The organism is Bradyrhizobium sp. Kon10 (assembly GCF_055807395.1).
Genome location: NZ_JBVVOZ010000011.1, coordinates 186,957 through 206,677, shown reverse-complemented (window position 1 = coordinate 206,677; position 19,721 = coordinate 186,957). Strand labels below are relative to the sequence as shown.

Here is a 19,721-nt window from a genome sequence, read left to right as displayed (position 1 = left end):
AAGCGCCGGGTGAGGGCTTTCTCCTCTTGGGGGTCCTCGCCTGCGGATGCACCCTCGCCCCAGCCCTCCCTCGCAAGCGGGGGAGGGGGCGCACTGCCGCTGTCGCTGGATCTAGCGTCACACAGGAGCCTCTCGTAATGCCCATCTCCCGCCGCTCGGTTGTTAAGGCCGCCGCAGCGCTGCCGGCGCTTTCGCTGCCGGGCATCGTCCGCGCGCAATCCCAGACCACGCTACGCTTCATCCCTGTCATCGATCTCGCCTTCGTCGATCCGATCTATTCGACCGCGCAGGTGTCGCGAAACCATGGCTTCATGGTCTACGACACGCTCTACGGCATGAGCTCGTCGCTCCAGGTCTCGCCGCAGATGCTGTCGGGCGACGCCATCTCCGGCGACCAATTGCAATGGGACCTCACCCTTCGCGACGGCCTGTTCTGGCACGACGGCGAGCGCGTGCTGGCGCGCGACTGCGTCGCGAGCATCCGCCGCTGGGCGGCGCGCGATGGTTTTGGCGGTGAGCTGATGGAGGCTACGGATGAGCTCCTGGCTGTCGATGACCGTACCATCCGTTTCCGTCTCAAGCGTCAGTTTCCACTGCTGCCGCAAGCGCTCGGCAAGGCCGCGATCAATGCCTGTTTCATGATGCCTGAGCGGCTGGCGAGCCAGGATCCGTTCAAGCCGCTGACCGAAGTGATCGGCAGCGGCCCCTTCCGCTATCTCGCGGACGAGCGCGTGCAGGGCGCGCGCAACGCCTATGCCCGATTCGAGCGCTATCAGCCGCGCAGTGACGGCAAGCCGGATTGGACCGCGGGACCGAAGATCGTGCACTACGATCGCGTGGTCTGGACCACCACGCCCGATGCGGGCACCGGCGTCGCCGCACTTCAGACCGGCGAGCAGGATTGGCAGGAGACCACGCCGCATGATCTGTTGCCCGTGATCAAGGCCGCCGGCGATATCGACACGCGCGTGCTCGATCCCAGAGGTTACGCCTGCATGCTGCGCCTCAACCACCTCCAGCCGCCATTCGACAATCCCGCGATTCGCCGCGCGCTGCTGGGTGCGATCGACCAGTCCCTGTTCATGACGGCAGTCGCCGGCACCGATCCGGCCTACCAAGTGTCGCCGATCGGCTACTTCGCGCCGGGAACGCCAATGGCGAGCGAGGTCGGCCTCGACGTGTTCCGCGGCCCGCGCGACTACGCCAGGGTGAAAGCCGATCTGAAAGCCGCCGGCTACAATGGCGAGAAGATCGTGCTGCTCGTGCCCACCAACTCGCTCGCGCAAAAGCCACTCGGCGAGATCGCCGTCGACTCACTGCGCAAGGCCGGCATGAACGTCGAATATGCCGGGCTCGATTTTGCCGTGGTGCTGCAGCGTCAGCTCAAGAACGATCCGCTTCCGCAGGGCGGCTGGAGTGCAGCGGTCGGCAACTGGCAGGGCATCGACTGGCTCAATCCGGCCGGCAACACCAATCTGCGTGGCGAGGGCAAGGTCGCCGGCTGGTATGCGAGCGAGAGGATGGGGCCGTTGCGCCGCCAATGGCTGGCGGCGTCCGAGCTTGCTGAGCAGCAGCGCATCTGCCGCGAGATTCAGGCGGTCGCGTTTGAGGAAATCCCCTATATCCCGGTCGGCCTGTACAAGCAGCCGACCGCCTATCGCAAGGCCATCACCGGCATTCTCGACGGCACCGCCGTCTTCTGGAACGTACGCCCCGCATGAGCACGATCGCAATTTTTGGCAGCTACGTGCTGTCACGCAAGGACGGCGCGCAGGAGGTATTGCGCGAGCATTGGGTCCTCGTTGAAGGCAAGAAGATCGCCGCGGTCACACGCGATAAGCCGCACGCGGAGCAGGTCTATGATCGCCCCGGCCGCTTCGTGCTGCCGGGCCTGTTGAACCTGCACAATCACTGCTTTAGCGAGGCGGTGGCGCGCAGCCATACCGAGGACGGCAACGGCCGCAAGCATAACCAGAGCATCATCTACACTGTGCTGCTGCCGCTGACCAAACGCGGCGCCGACATCCTGGCGCCGGAAGAGCGCCTCGCGGTGGCGCGGCTCGGCATCCTTCAGCTCCTCAAGGGCGGTGCCACCACGGTGATGGAGCCGTTCCGCAATTCGATCCCGGAGATGTTCGATGCGGCCGAGGAGATGGGCATCCGCTTCTACGGCGCGCCGTATCTGTTCTCGACCTCCGACGCCAAGGCGGGCGCCGATGGCGTGGTCCACTATGCCGGCGACGACGGCACCGCCGATATGGCGACCTGGGACGCGCTCTATCAGCGCTGGAACAATCGCGGCGACGGCCGCATCGGCCTCGCGATGAGCCCGCATGCGACCGACACTTGCGGTCCCGATCTCTTGAAGGCCTGCGCGGTGCGGGCGCGCGAGCTCGGCGTGCCCATCACGACGCATATGGCGCAGAGTCGCGCCGAGGTCGAGACCATCGGCACGCGCTATGGCGGTCGCACGCCGGCGCAATATCTCGATTGGCTCGGCCTGCTCGCGCCGGACCTGATGGCGGCGCACTGCATGTTCAGCAGCGACGACGACCTGAAGCTGATGGCCGCGCGCGGCATGACCGTGCTGAACTGCCCGCGCGTGTTCGCGCGCGCCGGCGTCACCGCGGCGTTCAGCCGGTTTGTGGAGCACGGCGTTCGCACCGTGGTCGGCACCGACGGCTACAACATGGACCTGCTCGGCGAACTCAACGCCGCCTCGCTGATCTCGAAGATCACCTCAGCGCGCCCCGATGTCGCGAACTCGCCCGAGCTGATCGAGGCGAACACGGCGATTGCCGCCGACGTCATCAAGCGGCCGGATCTCGGCCGGATCGAGCCGGGCGCGACCGCCGATCTCACCGTGGTCAATCTCACCCATCCGCATCTTCAGCCGCTGTTCGACCCACGCCGCGCGCTGATCGCACTCGCCAACCGCGCCAATATCGATCAGGTCGTGGTCGACGGCCGCGTGCTCGTGGATGAGGGCCGCTATGTCGGCGCCGATGAAGCGGCGATCATTGCTGCCGGCACTGCTGCGATCGGCAAGATCTGGGATCTGCCGGAAGCGCAGGCGGCGTTCAAGGGATGAGTGTTCTCCTAGGGAGTCACGAAGGTGGTGCGCTCCCTCTCCCGCTTGCGGGAGAGGGCTGGGAGAGGGCTCTCTCCACAAAGAGACACTCCCCGCGTAGAGAGAGCCCTCACCCGGCGCTGCGCGCCGACCTCTCCCGCAGGCGGGAGAGGTTGCAGCGAGCCTGTGGCCAAATCGATTCAGTCCAAAGGCAAATCTAATCCTCGAACTCCACCAGCGACTTGCGCATGGCCTCGACCAGATCCAGCGCCACCGGCGAGGGGCTGCGCTGGGCCGGAAAGACTGCGGAGAATTCGAAGTCGATGCGCGGTAGGAAGCGGCGCACGACGACGCCGCGGGTGGAAAATTCCTGCGCGGTGAAGGGATCGCAGATCGCGACGCCAAGCCCGGACGATACCATGCCGCACATGATCTCGGACAGCGCAGTCTCAACCCGCAGCACGCGGCGGACATCGTGACGGTGAAAGACCTGGTCGACGAGGTGGCGGCTCGACGATCCCGCCGATAGCGAGATGAAAGTCTCGCCCTCGAAATCGTGCGGCTCCAAGACCTCCTTTTCGGCGAGGCGATGGCCTGTCGGAAGCACCGCGACGCGCGCCGGTGCCGGCAGCCTCAAGCTCGGCAGGCCGGAATGCGCGATCGGCACCTCGGCAAAGCCGACGTCGCATTGATTGTTCAGCACCCAGTCGACCACGATCGGCGAGATCACGCCGAAGAAGGCAAGGTTGAGGTTCGGCCGCTCCTTCAGGAAGTGACCGGTGAGCCGCGGCAGATAGCCGTTCGACAGCGCCGGAAGCGCTGCGATGCGCAGCGAGCCGGTGCGGCGGCCACGGATTTCTTCCGCCGCCGCGGTGATGCGTTCGAGGCCGACGAAGGAGCGCTCCACTTCAGTATAGAGCGCCATCGCAGCCGCGGTCGGCACCAGGCCAGTGCCGCGCCGCTCAAACAGCTCCATCTTCAGCAGCGCCTGGAGGTCGCGCAACAGCCGGCTGACCGCCGGCTGCGTCACCGCCATCAGCGCCGCCGCCTCGGTCACGCTGCCGGTGAGCATCGTCGCGCGGAAAGCCTCCACCTGCCGCGAATTGATTCGCGCCATAATGCCAGATTCCATTCATAACATTTCGGCATGTAGAGGGTGCCATTATTCATTGGACGATGGAAGCCCGGGTTTGCGATCTTTTTCATCAGAGCTGGAGACAGCCCGCTTTTTCGGCAGATGGAGATCGGTCCACATGAAGACTCTCAGCCTTCTGACCGCGGTCAGCATCGCGGCACTCCTTGCGATCCCGTCGGTCGCTTCCGCCCAGCAGAAAACGCTTTATGTCGCCGGCTATGGCGGCTCGTTCGAGAAGACCATCCGCGACGAGGTGATCCCCAATTTTGAGAAGGAGAACGGCGTCAAGGTCGAATACGTCGCCGGCAACTCCACTGACACGCTGGCCAAGCTCCAGGCCCAGAAGGGCAACCAGCAGATCGACGTCGCCATCGTCGATGACGGCCCGATGTACCAGGCCATCCAGCTCGGCTTTTGCGGCAAGCTCGAGGGCCTGCCCGCCGACCTTTACGACACCGCCCGCTTCAAGGACGATCGCGCGGTCGCGATCGGCATCGTCGCGACCGGGTTGATGTACAACACCAAGGTGTTCGCCGAGAAGGGCTGGGCGCCGCCGACGTCATGGAACGATCTGAAGGACACGAAATACGCCAAGCAGCTCGTGATCCCGCCGATCAACAACACCTACGGTCTCGAAGCGCTGGTGATGCTGTCGAAGATGAATGGCGGCGGCGAGTCCAACGTCGATCCCGGCTTCAAGATCTTCAAGGAAGAGATCAATCCGAACGTGCTCGCCTATGAGCCGTCGCCGGGCAAGATGACCGAGCTGTTCCAGTCCGGCCAGGCCGTCATCGCGGTGTGGGGCACCGGTCGCGTCCAGAGCTTTGCCAATACCGGTTTTCCCGTCGACTTCGTCTATCCCAAGGAGGGCGCTGCGACGCTGCTGACGACGGCCTGTCCGATCGCCAAGCCGAACGCCTCGCCTCTGGCGTCCAGCTTCGTCAAGATGCTGCTCGATCCAAAAATCCAGCTGGTGATGCTGAAGGATTACGGCTACGGCCCGGTGCTGAAATCGCTGGTGGTGCCGCCCGAGCTCGGCAAGATGGCGCCGATCGGCGAGCGTGCGGCGAAGCTCTATAATCCGGACTGGACCGTCATCAACGAGAAGCGCGAGGAATGGACCAAGCGCTGGAATCGCGAGGTCGAGCGGTGATCTGATCGTTCGCAGCGGAGACGGAGCCATGTCCTATCTCGAGCTTGATCGGGTCGCCAAGCAGTTCGGCGCGCAGGCTGTGGTCGACGACTTCAGCCTGTCGGTGGGCAAGGGGGAGTTCATCTCCTTTCTTGGCCCGTCCGGCTGCGGCAAGACCACGACGTTGCAGATGATCGCGGGCTTCCTCGATCCCACGCGCGGCGCGATCCGCCTGGAGGGCAAGGACCTCGCGGCAATCCATCCGGCTCAGCGTGGACTCGGCATCGTGTTTCAGAGCTACGCGCTGTTTCCGCATATGACCGCGGCGGAGAATGTCGCCTTCGGTCTGGAGATGCGTAAGGTGCCGCGCGGCGAGCGTGCTGAGCGCGTCCGTGCCGCGCTCGCGATGGTCGGGCTTGCCGGCTATGAGGATCGCCATCCGCGCCGCATGTCCGGTGGCCAGCAGCAGCGCGTGGCGCTGGCGCGCGCGCTGGTGATCAAGCCGAGCGTGCTGCTGCTCGACGAGCCATTGTCGAATCTCGACGCCAAGCTGCGTGAGGAGATGCAGATCGAGCTGCGCCAGATCCAGCGCACCATCGGCACCACCACGATCCTGGTCACGCACGACCAGAACGAGGCGATGTCTCTATCTGATCGCATCGTGGTGATGAGCCAGGGCAGGATCGAGCAGATCGGCACGCCGCAGGACACCTATGAGCGTCCGGCCTCGTCCTTCGTCTCGCAATTCCTCGGCAAGACCAACGATTTTGCCGCAACAATCGATCGGACCGTGACGCCGGCGCGGCTTGTTGCGGGATCCTGGAGCGCGCCGGCGCCGGCCGGCCTCAACGGTGCTGTGACCGTCAGCATTCGCCCCGAGCGGATCGAGTTTTGCGACGCGGGCCTCAATGCGAAAATCGTCACCCGCATCTTCCAGGGCAATCACTGGCTGTTCCAATGCGACAGCGAATGCGGCCCGGCGATCGTGATCCGCCAGAACGACGGCGCGAGGCAGCCGGCCGAAGGCGAGGCGGTTCGTCTCACCTGGCGGCTTGAAGACATGAGCGTGAGGGGCGTCGCATGAGCGCGGTCGCCGAGCAGCGAAGCGCACGCGCGCCATGGCTGCTGACCGCGCCAGCTTTGATGCTGTTCGTCGGCGTGCTGCTGATTCCGCTGGCGATGACCGTGATGCTGTCGTTCCACGACTGGGGCCAGTACAAGGGCATCGAGGCGGTCTTCATCCTGAAAAACTGGCGCGAGATCGCGACTGATCCCTATTACGCAGAAATGTTCTGGCGAACGTTTCGCATCGCGATCCTGACCACACTGCTCACCGCCGTGCTTGGCGCGCCCGAGGCGTACATCCTCAATCGCATGACCGGCCGCTGGAAGAGCCTCTTCTTGCTGGTCATCCTCGGGCCACTGCTGATCTCCGTGGTGGCGCGCACGCTGGGCTGGGCGCTCTTGTTTGGCGGCAACAACGGTCTCGTCAACAAGCTCTTGATGTCGGCTGGGGTGATCCATTTCCCGATTCCCTTCATGTTCACCGAAACCGGCATGGTGGTTGCCCTCGCGCATGTGATGATGCCGTTCATGGTGCTCTCGGTGTGGGCGGCGCTGCAGCGGCTCGATCCGCAGATCGAGAATGCCGCACTCTCGCTTGGCGCGGGCCCGACCACCATCATCCGCCGCATCATCCTGCCGCAGATCATGCCGGGCGTGCTGTCGGGCGCGATCATCGTGTTCTCGCTCTCGGCCAGCGCCTTTGCGACGCCCGCGATCATCGGCGGCCGCCGCCTCAAGGTCGCGGCGACGCTGGCCTATGACGAGTTCCTCAACACGCTGAACTGGCCGCTTGGCGCCGCGGTCGCGACGCTGTTGCTGGTGGCGCTGGTCCTGATCGTCGTCGGCAGCAACGCGCTGATCGAACGCCGCTATGCCGAGGTGTTCCGATGAGACGGAACGGCCCGCTGGCGCTGATCTTCCACACCATCTTCGTCATTGTGATGGTGGCGCCGATCCTGGTGGTCTGCCTCGTCGCCTTCACGCCTGAGGGCTTTCTCTCGCTGCCGACCAACGGTTTCTCACTGCGCTGGTTCAGGGCGATCGCCAGCTATCCGGAATTCATTCACGCCTTCTGGATCAGTCTCGGTCTCGGCGCGCTGTCCTCCTTCGTGTCGCTGCTGTTCGCGGTCCCGGCGGCGCTGGCGATCGCGCGCCATCGTTTCCGCGGCCGCGACGCGCTGGCGGCGCTGTTCCTGTCGCCGCTGATGATCCCGCATGTCGTGCTCGGCATCGCCTTCCTGCGCTTCTTTACCTCGGCGGGCCTCGGCGGCAGTTTTGCGGCGCTGATCATCGCACATGTCATCATCGTGTTTCCGTTCGCGCTGCGCCTGACGCTCGCGGCTGCGACCGGCATGGACCTATCGGTCGAGATGGCGGCGGTCTCGCTTGGCGCCGGCGGCTGGACCTTGTTTCGCCGCGTGACGCTGCCGCTGATCCTGCCCGGCGTCATCAGCGGCTGGGCACTCGCTTTCATCCAGTCCTTCGACGATCTGACCATGACCGTCTTTCTTGCGGCGCCGGGCACCGAGACGCTGCCGGTGCGCATGTTTCTCTACATCCAGGACAACATCGACCCGCTGGTGACGTCGGTCTCGGCCTGCGTGATCGCGATCACCATGACCGCCCTGATTTTGCTCGACCGCTTCTACGGGCTCGACCGTGTGCTCGCCGGCAAGGGCGATACGGGGCGATAGGAGAAACCATGCGAACAGATTACGACGTCGCTGTCGTCGGCGGCGGATTGCTTGGCTCCGCCATCGCCTGGGGCCTCGGCCGGCTTGGCAGACGCGTCGCCGTGCTCGATGAGGGCGATATCACCAAGCGCGCCTCCCGCGCGAATTTTGCGCTGGTCTGGGTCCAGAGCAAAGGGCTCGGCATGCCCGCCTACACGGTCTGGACCGTGCAGGCCTCACAAGCGTGGGGCCGGCTCGCGTCGGAGCTGAAGCAACAGACCGGGCTGGACGTTTCGCTTCAGCAGAATGGCGGCTTTCATCTCACGCTGGGCGAAGACGAATTCGGCCAGCGCACTGAGCTGGTCAAGCGCATGCACAACCAGACCGGCGCCGCCGACTACAGGATGGAGATGCTGCCGGCGTCCGAGGTGAAGAAGTCGCTGCCGCTGATCGGGCCGGAAGTGTCGGGCGGCAGTTTTTGTCCGCTCGATGGCCATGTCAATTCGCTGCGCACGTTTCGTGCTTTCCACACGGGATTCAAGGCATTCGACATCGACTATTTTCCGGAGCGTCCGGTCTCGGCGATCACAAAGAGCGGCGGCGAATTCCGCCTGGCGACGCCGCAGGGCGAACTCCGTGCCGCAAAAATCGTGCTCGCCGCCGGCAATGCCAACCAGACGCTCGCGCCGATGGTCGGCCTGTCCGCGCCGATGGGCCCGACCCGCGGCCAGATCGTGGTGACCGAGCGCACCATGCCGTTCCTGCCGCATCCGCTGACCACGATCCGCCAGACCGACGAAGGCACGGTGATGATCGGCGACAGCAAGGAGGACGAGCTCGATGATCGCGCGCTGAAGCATTCGGTCAGCGCCGTCATGGCCGATCGTGCGCAGAAGATGTTCCCGCATCTGTCGCGGCTCAACGTGGTCAGAAGCTGGGCCGGTATCCGCGTCATGCCGCAGGACGGCTTTCCGATCTACGACCAGTCGGAAACGCATCCCGGCGCCTTCGTCGCCTGCTGCCATTCCGGCGTGACGCTCGCCTCCAACCACGCCTTCGAGATCGCGCGCATGGTCGCCCAGGGCGCGCTGGAACCGGAGCTGGTCGGGGCGTTCTCCGCGAGCCGGTTTGGCGGCGCGGGTGCGGCGAACAGCAGCGGCTATTAGAGATTTAGGAAAGAGCCAAGAGGCATTCCCATGTTTAGACGATCCGAACAGGACAAACGCCCACAAGTGCAAATCTTCGTCGACGGCGTTGCCGTCGCTGCACGCCAGGGCGACACCGTCTCCGCCGCGCTACTGGTCTCGAACCGCGACGTGCGCCGCTCGACCGCGGTGAGCGGCGCCCCGCGTCTGCCCTACTGCATGATGGGCGTGTGCTTCGACTGCCTCGTCACCATCGACGGTGTCGGCAACCGCCAGGGCTGCCTCGTGCCGGTCGCCGAGGGCATGCAGATCGAAATCCAGAAGGGCAAGCGGGAGATCGGAAAATGACCATGGCTCCCAAGCGTGACGCCTACGATGTCGTGGTGGTCGGGGCCGGGCCCGCTGGCCTTGCCGCGGCTGCGACATCTGCCGAAGCCGGCTTGTCGACGCTCCTGCTCGACGAGAACGTCGGTCCCGGCGGCCAAGTCTATCGCGCGATCTCTTCGACGCCCGTGACGGAGCGCAATCAGCTCGGCGCCGATTATTGGGGCGGTGCCGATCTCGTGCAGGCGCTAGGCGCGAGCAGCGCGGAAGTTATTCACCGTGCGACGGTCTGGAGCCTCGACCGCAATCTCGAGATCGCCGTCTCCGTCGGCGGCGCCTCGGCTTTCGTCAAGGCGAAGCGCGTAATCCTTGCGACCGGTGCCCTGGAGCGGCCGTTCCCGATTCCCGGCTGGACGCTACCGGGCGTGATGACCGCGGGTGCCGCGCAGACGTTGCTGAAATCATCGGCCTTGGTGCCCGATGGACGGACGGTGATCGCCGGGCAGGGACCGCTGCTCTGGTTGCTCGCCGCGCAGATCCTGCGCCTCGGCGGCCGCATTGACCGCATCCTCGACACGACGGAGCGCGGCAATTATCTCGCCGCGCTGCCTCACGCCTTCGCGTTTCTGACCTCGCCCTATTTCGCAAAAGGCCTGTCGATGATGCGTGAGGTGAGGGCGAAGGTGCAGGTCGTCTCCGGTGTCGCTGAGCTCTCTGCGTCCGGTGACGGCCAGCTTGCGAATGTCGGCTATGTCGCCGGCGGCAAGCGCGAGACCATTCCCGCCGATCTCCTGCTGCTGCACCAGGGCGTCGTGCCCAACGTCAATCTGGCGATGGCGGCCGGAATCGAGCATCGTTGGGACGATCTGCAATTGTCCTGGTCGCCCGTGCTCGATGTGAATGGCAATTCGTCGGTTGCCGGCATCGCCATCGCCGGCGATGGCGCCGGCATCGGCGGTGCGAGCGCGGCCGTGGTGCGCGGCCGTATCGCGGCGCGCGCGGCGGTGGAGGCCCTGGCGCCTGCGGCGGCGGCGAAGCTACCCGCGATGGCCACACTGCGCTCCGATCTCGCCAAGGCCGAGCGCGGACGCGTCTTCCTCGACACGCTGTTCCGGCCTGCGCCGCAGTTCCGCATTCCGGCTGGCGATACCATCGTCTGCCGCTGCGAAGAGGTCACGGCACAGGACATCCTCGATTCCGTCGCGATTGGCGCCACCGGGCCAAATCAACTCAAGGCCTATCGCCGCACCGGCATGGGTCCGTGCCAAGGCCGTCTCTGCGGCCTCACCGTCACCGAGCTGATGGCGCAGGCGCGCGGCAAGACCCCGCAGGACATCGGCTATTACCGGCTGCGCGCGCCGGTGAAGCCGATCACGCTTGCCGAGCTCGCTGCCGTCCCGAAGAGCGAGGACGACATCAAGGCGGTGGTGCGCGGATGATCATAAACGTGGATGCGATCGTCGTCGGTGGCGGCATCCACGGATGCTCCACTGCGCTGCATCTCTGCCTCGCCGGCCTGAAACCGGTGCTGATCGAAAAGGACTATGCCGGCCGCCACGCCTCCGGCGTCAATGCCGGCGGTGTGCGCCAGCTGGCGCGGCACATTCCCGAGATCCCGCTGTCGATCCGATCGATGGGAATCTGGGAAAAAATTTCAGAGCTCGTCGACGACGATTGCAGCTTTGAGAGCCACGGCCAGGTGCTCGTCGCGGAGAACGAGGAAGAGCTCGCGGTCTGCCGCGCCCGCGTCGCCGAGCTGAACGGGCTCGGCTTCACCCATGAGGAGCTGATCGACGCGACTGAACTCCGGCGTCTCGTGCCTGCGGTCGCCGACAGCTGTCCCGGCGGCGTGGTCTCGCGCCGCGACGGCGCGGCCAATCCGGCGCAGACGACGACGGCCTTGCGCCGCAAGGCGGAGCAACTCGGCGCCACCGTGCGCGAGGGCATGGCGGCCAGCAACATTCGCTACAGCGACGGGCTCTGGCACGTCGATGCCGGCACTGAGAGCTACGCCGCGCCGGTGCTGGTCAACGCCGCCGGCGCCTGGGCCGGCAAGATCGCGGCTGCACTCGGCGAGCCGGTCCCGGTCGAAACCGTGGCGCCGATGTTGATGATCACCTCGCGCGTGCCGCACTTCATTGATCCCGTCGTGATCCTGCGTGGCCGGAAACTCTCCTTCAAGCAGTTCAAGAACGGCACAGTGCTGATCGGCGGCGGCCATCTGGCAAAGCCGTATCAGGAGCGCAACGAGACGGTGCTGGACTGGAAGGGCCTCGCGACCAGCGCCCGCACTGTGTTTGAATTGTTTCCGGTCATGCGCGATGCGACCATCATGCGCGCCTGGGCCGGCATCGAAGCGAAGATGAAGGACGATCTCCCGGTGTTCGGGCCGAGCGCCCGCCACAAAGGCCTTTATCACCAGTTCGGCTTCTCGCTGCACGGCTTCCAGCTCGGCCCGGGCGCCGGCGCCGTGATGGCGGAGCTCATCGTCAGCGGCGGGACGCAAACCCGGATCGGCGGTCTCGGCATCGACCGCTTCCATTCCACCACGCCCTAGCAACACGAGGACATCATGAGCATCACCCGCAGCATCCGCACGCCCATCATGCACCGCGCTGTCGAGGCCAACGGCTTCCTCTTCCTCGGCGGCACCATCGCCGACGATACCTCGGTCTCGATGGGCGATCAGACCCGCAACATCCTCGGCAAGATCGCGGGCTATCTGAAGGAGGCCGGCACTGACAAGTCGCGAATCGTCAGCGCCTCGATCTTCGTCACGGATTTGTCCAAGAAAAAGGAGATGGACGCGGCCTGGACAGAATTCTTCGGCGACAATCTGCCGACCCGCGCCACCGTCGGCGTCGCCGACCTCGGCGGCAGCGCGCTGATCGAGGTGGTGGTCACCGCGCTCAAGGGCTGACCGGTCAGTCCGATCTGGCGAACATCCCGACCAGGGTCTCGCGCAGCCAGCGCTGCGCCGGGACTGTGTCGTTGCGCTGGTGCCAGAACAGGCTGACGATGCGCGGCGGCGCTTGAAGCGGAAGCGGCATCGTGTGCAGGAACGGCGCATGGCGGGACTGCGAGCGAAGATCGCGCGGCAGCACGGCGATGAGATCGGACTGCCGCACGATCTCGTAGGCGGCGCTGTAATGATTGACTGTTGCGACCAGGTTGCGCGACAGCCCGCGCGAGGCAAGGAAGAGGTCGTAGGACGGCAGGGTCTTTCCGGCCAGGCTCACATCGACATGCCCGGCGTTGAGGAAGGCGCGCGTGCCAAGCCGTTTCCCGGCGGCGAGCGGATGATCGCGCCGCATGAAGCAGGCATAATCGACGGTCCACAGCGAACGTGAGCGAATCGCTGCCGGCTGCTGCGCCTCGTTGACATAGACGCTCAACACGCAATCGACCCTGTTGTCCTCGAGCTGGTCTGCGATCTCGACCACGGTATTGGGAACGGTATGGACACGTGCCTTCGGCGCGACTTCGCCAAGATGGTTCACGAGCTTCGGCACGACCAGCGACGCCACGTAATCCGACATCGACAGGCTGAACTCGATCTGCGCGCGGCCGGGATCGAACACCTGCTCGTCGAGTGCGCCGCGCATGCGTTCGAGCGCCTCGCCGATCGGCTCCCACAGCGCCACCGCGCGCTGGGTTGGACTGATCCCGGTGCCTGACCGCACGAACAGGGGATCGCCGAGCGCCTCGCGCAGCCGCGCGAGCGCGTTGCTGACGGCCGGCTGCGTCATCGTCAGCGCGTTTGCGGCGCGGGTGACGCTGCCCTCGGTCATCAAGGCCTCGAACACTTTCAGGAGGTTGAGGTCGAGTGCGCGGAACGACACGGCAGATATTCACCATGGTGATATGTTAGATCATGATTATAAATTATGACGATAATTCCGCTTTGTCTATTGTTCCCTCCGACGACAGGCGGCGCGCCGGGGCCGTGACAATCGAGGGGGACTTCCATGTCGATGATATCGGCGCGTATCGAGCGCCTTCCATTCGCGCGCTTCCACACGCATCTCTTGCTGATGGGCGGGCTCGGCTACACGTTCGACGCGATGGATGCGGCGGTGCTCGCCTTCATCCTGCCGGTGCTGCGCACCGCCTGGAATCTGTCGAGTGTCCAGATCGGCGTGCTCGGCAGCAGCACCTATATCGGCTTCCTGTTCGGGGCCTTGCTGGCCGGAACGCTTGGCGATCTGATCGGCCGTCGCACGGTGATGATGTCGGCGCTGGCGCTCTATTGCGCCGCGTCGATCGTCAGCGCCACGGTGGACACCTGGCCGGCCTTCTTCGCCGCCCGTGTCGTCGCCGGCATGGGTACCGGCGCGGAGAGCGCGATCATCGCGCCCTATCTGGCTGAATTCGTCGCGCGGCGCTACCGCGGCAGCTTTACCGGCGCTCTCGCCGGGTTCTTCTCTTTCGGCTTCGTCGCCGCCGCGTTGCTCGGCTACTTCATCGTTCCCGCCTATGACAATGGCTGGCGGATCGTTCTGGTCATCACGGCTGTGCCGGTCGTCATGCTGTTGTGGTGGCGCCGGGCCTTGCCGGAATCGCCGCGCTGGCTCGAAAGCCGGGGACGGGCGAAGGAAGCCGAAGCCACCCTCGACGGCATCGAGGCGGGCTTTGCGCGCGAGGGCCATGTCCTGCCGCAGCCGATCCTCGAAGCCGCGGCACCCGTCGGGACTGCCGGAACGCTGCTCGCAAATTTCGCGGTGCTGCTGGCGGGCCGGCAGGCGCGCATCACCATCATGACCTGGATCATGTGGCTTGCGATCACGTTCAGCTACTATTCCTTCTTTGTCTGGATACCCGGCCTTCTGGTCCAGAACGGCATGAGCATCACCAAGAGCTTCGCCTACTCGATCGCGATCTATTGCGCGCAGATCCCCGGCTATTTCAGCGCCGCCTGGTTCAACGAACGCATCGGACGGCAGGCGACGATTGCGACTTACATGGTGCTCGGTGGCATCAGCGCGCTCGGGCTCGCCTTTGCGCAGACCGACCAGCACATCATGTTGGCGGGAATCTTGCTGTCGTTCTTCATGAACGGCACCTATGCCGGCGTCTATGCCTATACGGCGGAGGTGTTTCCGACGGCGGTCCGAACCACCGGCGCCGGGCTCGCCTCCGCGATCGGCCGCATCGGTGCGATCGTCTCGCCCATCCTTGTCGGCTATCTCTATCCCAATTTCGGCTTCGCCGGCGTGTTCGGCCTAACCACCAGCGTGCTGCTGTTGGGCGCGCTCACCGTGGTGCTGATGGGGGTGCCGACGCGCGGCCGTTCGCTGGAGGAAATTGCGGCTGGTGAAGCGGCATGATCCGGACGCAACACCGTGCCGATCCCGTTCTCTGCGCGGTCGCGGCCGCGCAGGGCAGGCCGGATCAGCCGGATGCGCTGTTCGCGGCGCTCGACGAAGCCCTGAAGTCGGCGATTGGGCACAAGCTGTTCACGATCCTGACCTACGACGACGACAGCGGCGAAGCGGCGCGGGTTTATTCCAATCTCCCCGGACCCTATCCCGCGGGCGGACGCAAGCGCCTCGCGCCGGGGCCGTGGACCGAGGCCGTTCTCGACCGCGGCGAAGCCTATATCGGCCGCACGCAACACGATTTGCGCAATGTCTTTTCCGACCACGAGCTGATCGCCTCGCTCGGCTGCGCCAGCGTGCTCAACATGCCGGTGCGCTGGCGCGGGCGCACCGTCGGCTCGCTCAACCTGCTCCATGAAGCGGATTGGTACGGCGAGGACGATGTCGCCGTGTGTCTCCCGTTCGCCCAGCTCGCCTTGCCCGCGCTGCTCGCACCGTCCTGATCAGACAGGAAAACCGCTATGTCCAGGATCCTCCTCAAGAACGCCGCTCTGCTCGATCCGCTCAAGCCGGATTTGCTGGAGGGATATCACGTCCTGGTCGAGGATCATCTGATCAAGGAGGTCTCGGACCGGCCGTTGCAAGCGTCCGCCGATCGCACCATCGATCTGAACGGCAAGACATTGATGCCCGGCCTGATCGATCTGCACGTGCATGCGATCGCGGTCGAGCTCAATCTGGCGCAGCAGGTCCACATGCCGAACGTGCTGGTGACGCTGCGCTCGACGCTGCTGTTGCGCGGCATGCTGCGGCGAGGTTTCACGACCGTGCGCGACGCCGGCGGCGCCGGCCATGCGTTGAAGCAGGCGATCGAAACCGGCCTGACCGATGGTCCACGGCTGTTCGTCTCCGGCCGCGCGCTCAGCCAGACCGGCGGTCACGGCGACATGCGGGCGCGCTCGGATTACCTTGCCAGCGACGCGCCCTGTCCCTGCTGCGTCCGCGTCGGCGCGCTGGCGCGGGTCGCCGACGGCGTCGATGGCGTGCGCAAGGCCGCGCGCGAGGAGCTCCAGATGGGCGCCGACCAGATCAAGATCATGGCGTCGGGCGGCGTCGCGTCCCCGACCGATCCGGTCGGTGCCTTCGGCTACTCCGAGGACGAGATCCGCGCCATTGTCGAGGAGGCGCGGGGCCGCCAGACCTATGTGCTCGCCCATGCCTACACGGCCGCCGCCATCACGCGCGCGGTCCGCTGCGGCGTGCGCACCATCGAGCACGGCAACCTCGTCGACGAACCAACCGCGCGCTTCATGGCCGAGCAGCGCGCCTATGTGGTGCCGACGCTCGTCACCTATGAGGCGCTGGCCAACGAAGGCGCGCAGTATGGTCTGCCGCCCGAAAGCGTCGCCAAGATCGCCGACGTGCGCGACGCCGGCCTGCGCTCGCTCGAGATCTATCGCAAGGCCGGGGTGAAGATGGGTTTTGGCAGCGATCTGCTTGGACCGTCGCAGCGCCTCCAGAGCGACGAGTTCCGCATCCGCGCCGAGATTCTCGGCGCGCGCGACGTCATCGCCAGCGCGACCGTGATCGGTGCCGAGGTGCTCGGCATGGAAGGCAAGCTCGGCCGGATCGTGCCCGAAGCGGTGGCTGACATGCTGGTGGTCGACGGCAACCCGTTGCTCGACGTCGCGTGCCTGCTCGGCCAGGGCGAGCGCATTCCGCTGGTGATGAAAGCGGGCCAGATCCAGTTCGACAGGCTGGCCGCTTAGTTGCCTTGCGCGGTTATCTTTCGCCCAAAACGAGACAAATCCTCCGTGTCAGCCGCAGCCACCGGCCCGGAACCACGGAGAAAGCAATATCCAAAAACCCGACGCTCTGCCCCCAGTGCGCCGGGTGGAATGAATGAGTATCAATCGGTGATCCCAACCCCGTTGTTGTGACGCGCATTGCACCGACTTTCCATTCCGGGAAACTACCGCAACGGAACCGGGCCGCAGCTGCCGTCGATTTGCGGCCTATGTCGACGCGCCGCCACCCGGCTCCAGCGCCTCGCCCATCTCCAGCGGATGCGCCATGGTCTCGTGCAGCGCGTCGCGGTCGAGCTCGCCCTCGGAGATGCTGATGACGACGCAGGCGACGCCGTTGCCGATCAGGTTGGTCAGCGCCCGACACTCGCTCATGAACTTGTCGATGCCGACCAGGATCGCGATCGACTGGATCGGAATGTCAGGAACGATCGAGAGCGTCGCGGCGAGCGTGATGAAGCCGGCGCCGGTCACGCCGGAGGCGCCCTTTGAGGTGATCATCGCGATGCCGAGAATACCCAGCTCCTGCCAGATCGTCAGATGGGTGTTGGTCGCCTGCGCCAGAAACAGCGTCGCCAAGGTCATGTAGATGTTGGTGCCGTCGAGGTTGAAGCTGTAGCCGGTCGGAATCACGAGGCCGACCACCGAGCGTGAGGCGCCGAGATGCTCCATCTTCTGGATCATCTGCGGCAGCACCGTCTCCGACGAGGAGGTGCCGAGCACGATCAGCAGCTCGTCCTTGATGTAGGCTATGAAGCGCAGGATCGAGAAGCCGGCGAGCCGCGCGATCGAGCCGAGCACGAGCAGTACGAACAGGATGCTGGTCAGGTAGAACGTGCCGATCAGCGCCAGGAGATTGAGCAGCGAGCCGAGGCCGTAGGCACCGACGGTGAACGCCATCGCGCCGAAGGCCCCGATCGGAGCCACGCGCACGATGATGCGGATGATGCCGAAGAACATCTTTGCGGCCATGTCGACCGCATCCGCAATCGGTTCGCCGGCTTTGCCGAGTAAAGCAATGGCAAAGCCCGAGAGAATCGAGATCAAGAGCACCTGGAGCAGGTCGCCGCGCGCGATCGCGCCCAAATAGCTGTCGGGGATGATCCCCATCAGATGGGCGACGATGCCGTCCTCCTTGGCCTTGGTGACGTAGGTCGCGACCGACTTCGGATCGATCGTCGCGGGATCGATGTTGAAGCCGTTGCCGGGCCGGAGCACTTCGCCGACCAGCAGGCCCATCGCGAGCGCAACGGTCGAGACCGTCTCGAAATAGATCAGCGACTTCAGCCCGACCCTTCCGACGCGCTTGAGGTCGCCCATCGAGGAGATGCCGTGCACGACGGTGCAGAAGATCACCGGCGCGATCATCATCTTGATGAGCGCGATGAAGCCATCGCCGAGCGGCTTCAGTTCCTTGCCGAGATCGGGATAAAAATAGCCGATGAGCACACCGAGTGCGATCGCGATCAGGACCTGGATATAGAGGATCCTGTACCAGGGCTGATGCCGGCGGTGGATGGCTGGCTGGATCGCGACTTGTGTCATAGTGTGTGGCCCGAAACGCATTGATCTTGCGCGAGTTACATCATGTGATGCAGCAGAAGCGATAATCACATTTTGGTCTGTTCGCACGAAGATGCATCGCTGCACCGCAATGGGGGAAACATGTCGACAGCAACGGGGTCCGAAGGGCAAGAGCAAGGCTATTTTCCAAATTGGAAGCTGAAGACATCCGGCGTGATCATGCCCGAGGAGCGGCTGCCATGGGGCCAGACGGTCGTCTCCGCTCTGCAGCATTGCGTCGCAATGTCGGGTTCGACGATCATCGCACCGCTGCTGATGGGGTTCGATCCCAATGTTGCGGTGCTGTTTTCCGGCATCGGCACGCTGATCTTCTTCGTGATCGTCGCAGGGCGCGTGCCGAGCTATCTCGGCTCGAGCTTCGCGTTCATCGCCGTGGTCATCGCTGCCACCGGCTATGCCGGGCACGGCCCGAATCCGAATCTGTCGGTTGCGCTCGGCGGAATCGTCGGGGCCGGCGTGCTCTACGGCGTAATTGCGCTGATCGTGATGTGGTCGGGGGTGGGCTGGGTTGAGAAACTGCTGCCGCCGGCCGTCACCGGCGCCGTGGTCGCCGCAATCGGCCTCAACCTCGCGCCCGTGGCAGTCAAGGCTGTGAGCGCCGGCGCGTTCGACACATGGATCGGGCTAGCGACCGTTCTGATCATCGGCGTGGTGGCCGTTGCCGCGCCTGGCCTGTGGCGACGCCTGCCGATCATCCTCGGCGCGATCGGCGGATATCTTTTGTACCTGCTGTTCGCCAACGGCCTGGGATTCGGCAAGCCGATCGAGTTCTCCCAGCTTGCGGCTGCGCCGTGGATCGGGCTGCCGAGCTTCACCACGCCGACCTTCCAAGCCGATGCGATTGTCCTGATCGCGCCGGTTGCCATCATTCTCGTCGCCGAGAATCTCGGTCACATCAAGGCTGTCGGCGCCATGACGGGCCGGAGCCTCGATGACTATCTCGGCCGCGCCCTGTTCGCCGACAGCCTGGCGACGATCGTGGCGGCGTGCGGCGGCGGCACCGGCGTCACCACCTATGCCGAGAATATCGGCGTGATGGCGGCGACGAAGGTCTATTCCACGCTGCTGTTCGCCTTCGCGGCCCTTGTGTCGATCCTGCTCGGCTTCTCGCCGAAATTCGGCGCGCTGATCCTGTCGATCCCGGGGCCTGTCATCGGCGGTCTCTCGATCGTATTGTTCGGATTGATCGCCGCCATGGCGGGCCGGATCTGGGTGGAGAACAAGGTCGACTTCGCCAATCCTGCCAACCTGATCACCGTCGCCGTGGCCTTGACGGCGGGCGCCGGCGATCTCACGCTCAAATTCGGCGCATTCACGATCGGCGGGATCGGCACCGCGACTTTCGGCGCCATCATCCTTTATCAGATCCTGACTTCGCCGCTCGCACGTCGTACGGAGTGAGTCCCAGGGATGCGCTGAGGGGATGGAACAAAACGCGTCTCCCGCCGATGATGAGGCACTCCGGAGAAA

18 protein-coding genes are annotated in these 19,721 nt (G+C 65.0%); 15 read left to right on the top strand and 3 right to left on the bottom strand.

Annotation, left to right across the window (positions count from 1 at the left end; translation table 11 throughout):
- The first annotated feature begins 137 nt into the window (after window positions 1-137).
- Both AC0L2O_RS17925 and AC0L2O_RS17920 read left to right on the top strand, forming a co-directional pair.
- Window positions 138-1,721, top strand: coding sequence for an ABC transporter substrate-binding protein (locus tag AC0L2O_RS17925; protein ID WP_473370629.1), 1,584 nt, complete (start codon window positions 138-140; stop codon window positions 1,719-1,721).
- Complete coding sequence (locus AC0L2O_RS17920; protein WP_473370628.1) at window positions 1,718-3,091, top strand: amidohydrolase family protein; 1,374 nt, start codon at window positions 1,718-1,720, stop codon at window positions 3,089-3,091. Before AC0L2O_RS17925 ends, AC0L2O_RS17920 begins: the two co-directional genes overlap by 4 nt.
- Before the next feature lie 196 nt (window positions 3,092-3,287).
- On the opposite strand, the gene AC0L2O_RS17915 is transcribed toward AC0L2O_RS17920, so the two are convergent.
- Window positions 3,288-4,187 carry a LysR substrate-binding domain-containing protein gene (locus AC0L2O_RS17915; RefSeq protein WP_369721390.1) on the bottom strand — a complete coding sequence of 300 codons (900 nt, stop codon included), beginning with the start codon at window positions 4,185-4,187 and terminating at the stop codon, window positions 3,288-3,290.
- A gap of 136 nt (window positions 4,188-4,323) precedes the next feature.
- Here AC0L2O_RS17915 and AC0L2O_RS17910 point away from each other — a divergent pair, with 136 nt between their 5' ends.
- Genes AC0L2O_RS17910 through AC0L2O_RS17870 form a run of 9 tightly spaced genes read left to right on the top strand, consistent with a single transcriptional unit; the run spans window position 4,324 to window position 12,464 of the window.
- Window positions 4,324-5,358, top strand: a complete 1,035-nt coding sequence (locus AC0L2O_RS17910) for an ABC transporter substrate-binding protein (protein WP_473370627.1) — start codon at window positions 4,324-4,326, stop codon at window positions 5,356-5,358.
- Window positions 5,359-5,386: 28 nt separating this feature from the next.
- Window positions 5,387-6,421, top strand: coding sequence for an ABC transporter ATP-binding protein (locus AC0L2O_RS17905; protein ID WP_473370626.1), 1,035 nt, complete (start codon window positions 5,387-5,389; stop codon window positions 6,419-6,421).
- Window positions 6,418-7,293, top strand: a complete 876-nt coding sequence (locus AC0L2O_RS17900; RefSeq protein ID WP_369721392.1) for an ABC transporter permease — start codon at window positions 6,418-6,420, stop codon at window positions 7,291-7,293. Before AC0L2O_RS17905 ends, AC0L2O_RS17900 begins: the two co-directional genes overlap by 4 nt.
- The gene (locus tag AC0L2O_RS17895; protein ID WP_473370625.1) at window positions 7,290-8,096 is read left to right on the top strand and encodes an ABC transporter permease; all 807 of its coding nucleotides are present in this window, start codon (window positions 7,290-7,292) and stop codon (window positions 8,094-8,096) included. The genes AC0L2O_RS17900 and AC0L2O_RS17895 overlap by 4 nt, the downstream gene beginning before the upstream one ends.
- Before the next feature lie 8 nt (window positions 8,097-8,104).
- Window positions 8,105-9,241 carry an NAD(P)/FAD-dependent oxidoreductase gene (locus AC0L2O_RS17890; RefSeq protein ID WP_473370624.1) on the top strand — a complete coding sequence of 379 codons (1,137 nt, stop codon included), beginning with the start codon at window positions 8,105-8,107 and terminating at the stop codon, window positions 9,239-9,241.
- Window positions 9,242-9,271: 30 nt separating this feature from the next.
- Window positions 9,272-9,568 carry a (2Fe-2S)-binding protein gene (locus tag AC0L2O_RS17885; RefSeq protein ID WP_473370623.1) on the top strand — a complete coding sequence of 99 codons (297 nt, stop codon included), beginning with the start codon at window positions 9,272-9,274 and terminating at the stop codon, window positions 9,566-9,568.
- On the top strand, window positions 9,565-10,983 hold the full coding sequence (locus tag AC0L2O_RS17880) for an FAD/NAD(P)-dependent oxidoreductase (protein WP_473370622.1): 1,419 nt from the start codon (window positions 9,565-9,567) through the stop codon (window positions 10,981-10,983). Before AC0L2O_RS17885 ends, AC0L2O_RS17880 begins: the two co-directional genes overlap by 4 nt.
- A complete protein-coding gene (locus AC0L2O_RS17875; RefSeq protein ID WP_473370621.1) occupies window positions 10,980-12,101 on the top strand; it encodes an NAD(P)/FAD-dependent oxidoreductase in 1,122 nt (373 codons plus the stop codon). The genes AC0L2O_RS17880 and AC0L2O_RS17875 overlap by 4 nt, the downstream gene beginning before the upstream one ends.
- A gap of 15 nt (window positions 12,102-12,116) precedes the next feature.
- Window positions 12,117-12,464 (top strand): RidA family protein, encoded by a 348-nt coding sequence (locus AC0L2O_RS17870; protein WP_409192064.1) that lies wholly within the window; start codon window positions 12,117-12,119, stop codon window positions 12,462-12,464.
- 4 nt (window positions 12,465-12,468) lie between these two features.
- Here the strand turns inward: AC0L2O_RS17870 and AC0L2O_RS17865 are convergent, their stop codons facing one another.
- The gene (locus tag AC0L2O_RS17865; RefSeq protein WP_473370643.1) at window positions 12,469-13,395 is read right to left on the bottom strand and encodes a LysR family transcriptional regulator; all 927 of its coding nucleotides are present in this window, start codon (window positions 13,393-13,395) and stop codon (window positions 12,469-12,471) included.
- A 117-nt stretch (window positions 13,396-13,512) separates the two neighbouring features.
- Here AC0L2O_RS17865 and AC0L2O_RS17860 point away from each other — a divergent pair, with 117 nt between their 5' ends.
- From AC0L2O_RS17860 to AC0L2O_RS17850, 3 genes are read left to right on the top strand one after another with little or no spacing between them, the layout of a single operon-like run.
- Window positions 13,513-14,871: an MFS transporter gene (locus AC0L2O_RS17860; RefSeq protein WP_473370620.1), complete on the top strand. Its 1,359-nt coding sequence runs from the start codon at window positions 13,513-13,515 to the stop codon at window positions 14,869-14,871.
- A complete protein-coding gene (locus AC0L2O_RS17855; RefSeq protein WP_369721400.1) occupies window positions 14,868-15,365 on the top strand; it encodes a GAF domain-containing protein in 498 nt (165 codons plus the stop codon). The genes AC0L2O_RS17860 and AC0L2O_RS17855 overlap by 4 nt, the downstream gene beginning before the upstream one ends.
- Before the next feature lie 18 nt (window positions 15,366-15,383).
- Window positions 15,384-16,631, top strand: a complete 1,248-nt coding sequence (locus AC0L2O_RS17850; protein ID WP_473370619.1) for a metal-dependent hydrolase family protein — start codon at window positions 15,384-15,386, stop codon at window positions 16,629-16,631.
- Window positions 16,632-16,877: 246 nt separating this feature from the next.
- On the opposite strand, the gene AC0L2O_RS17845 is transcribed toward AC0L2O_RS17850, so the two are convergent.
- Window positions 16,878-18,212, bottom strand: a complete 1,335-nt coding sequence (locus AC0L2O_RS17845; protein ID WP_473370618.1) for a dicarboxylate/amino acid:cation symporter — start codon at window positions 18,210-18,212, stop codon at window positions 16,878-16,880.
- A gap of 120 nt (window positions 18,213-18,332) precedes the next feature.
- On the opposite strand from AC0L2O_RS17845, the gene AC0L2O_RS17840 reads away from it, so the two are divergent.
- On the top strand, window positions 18,333-19,652 hold the full coding sequence (locus AC0L2O_RS17840) for a solute carrier family 23 protein (RefSeq protein WP_473370617.1): 1,320 nt from the start codon (window positions 18,333-18,335) through the stop codon (window positions 19,650-19,652).
- The last annotated feature ends 69 nt before the right edge of the window (window positions 19,653-19,721 follow it).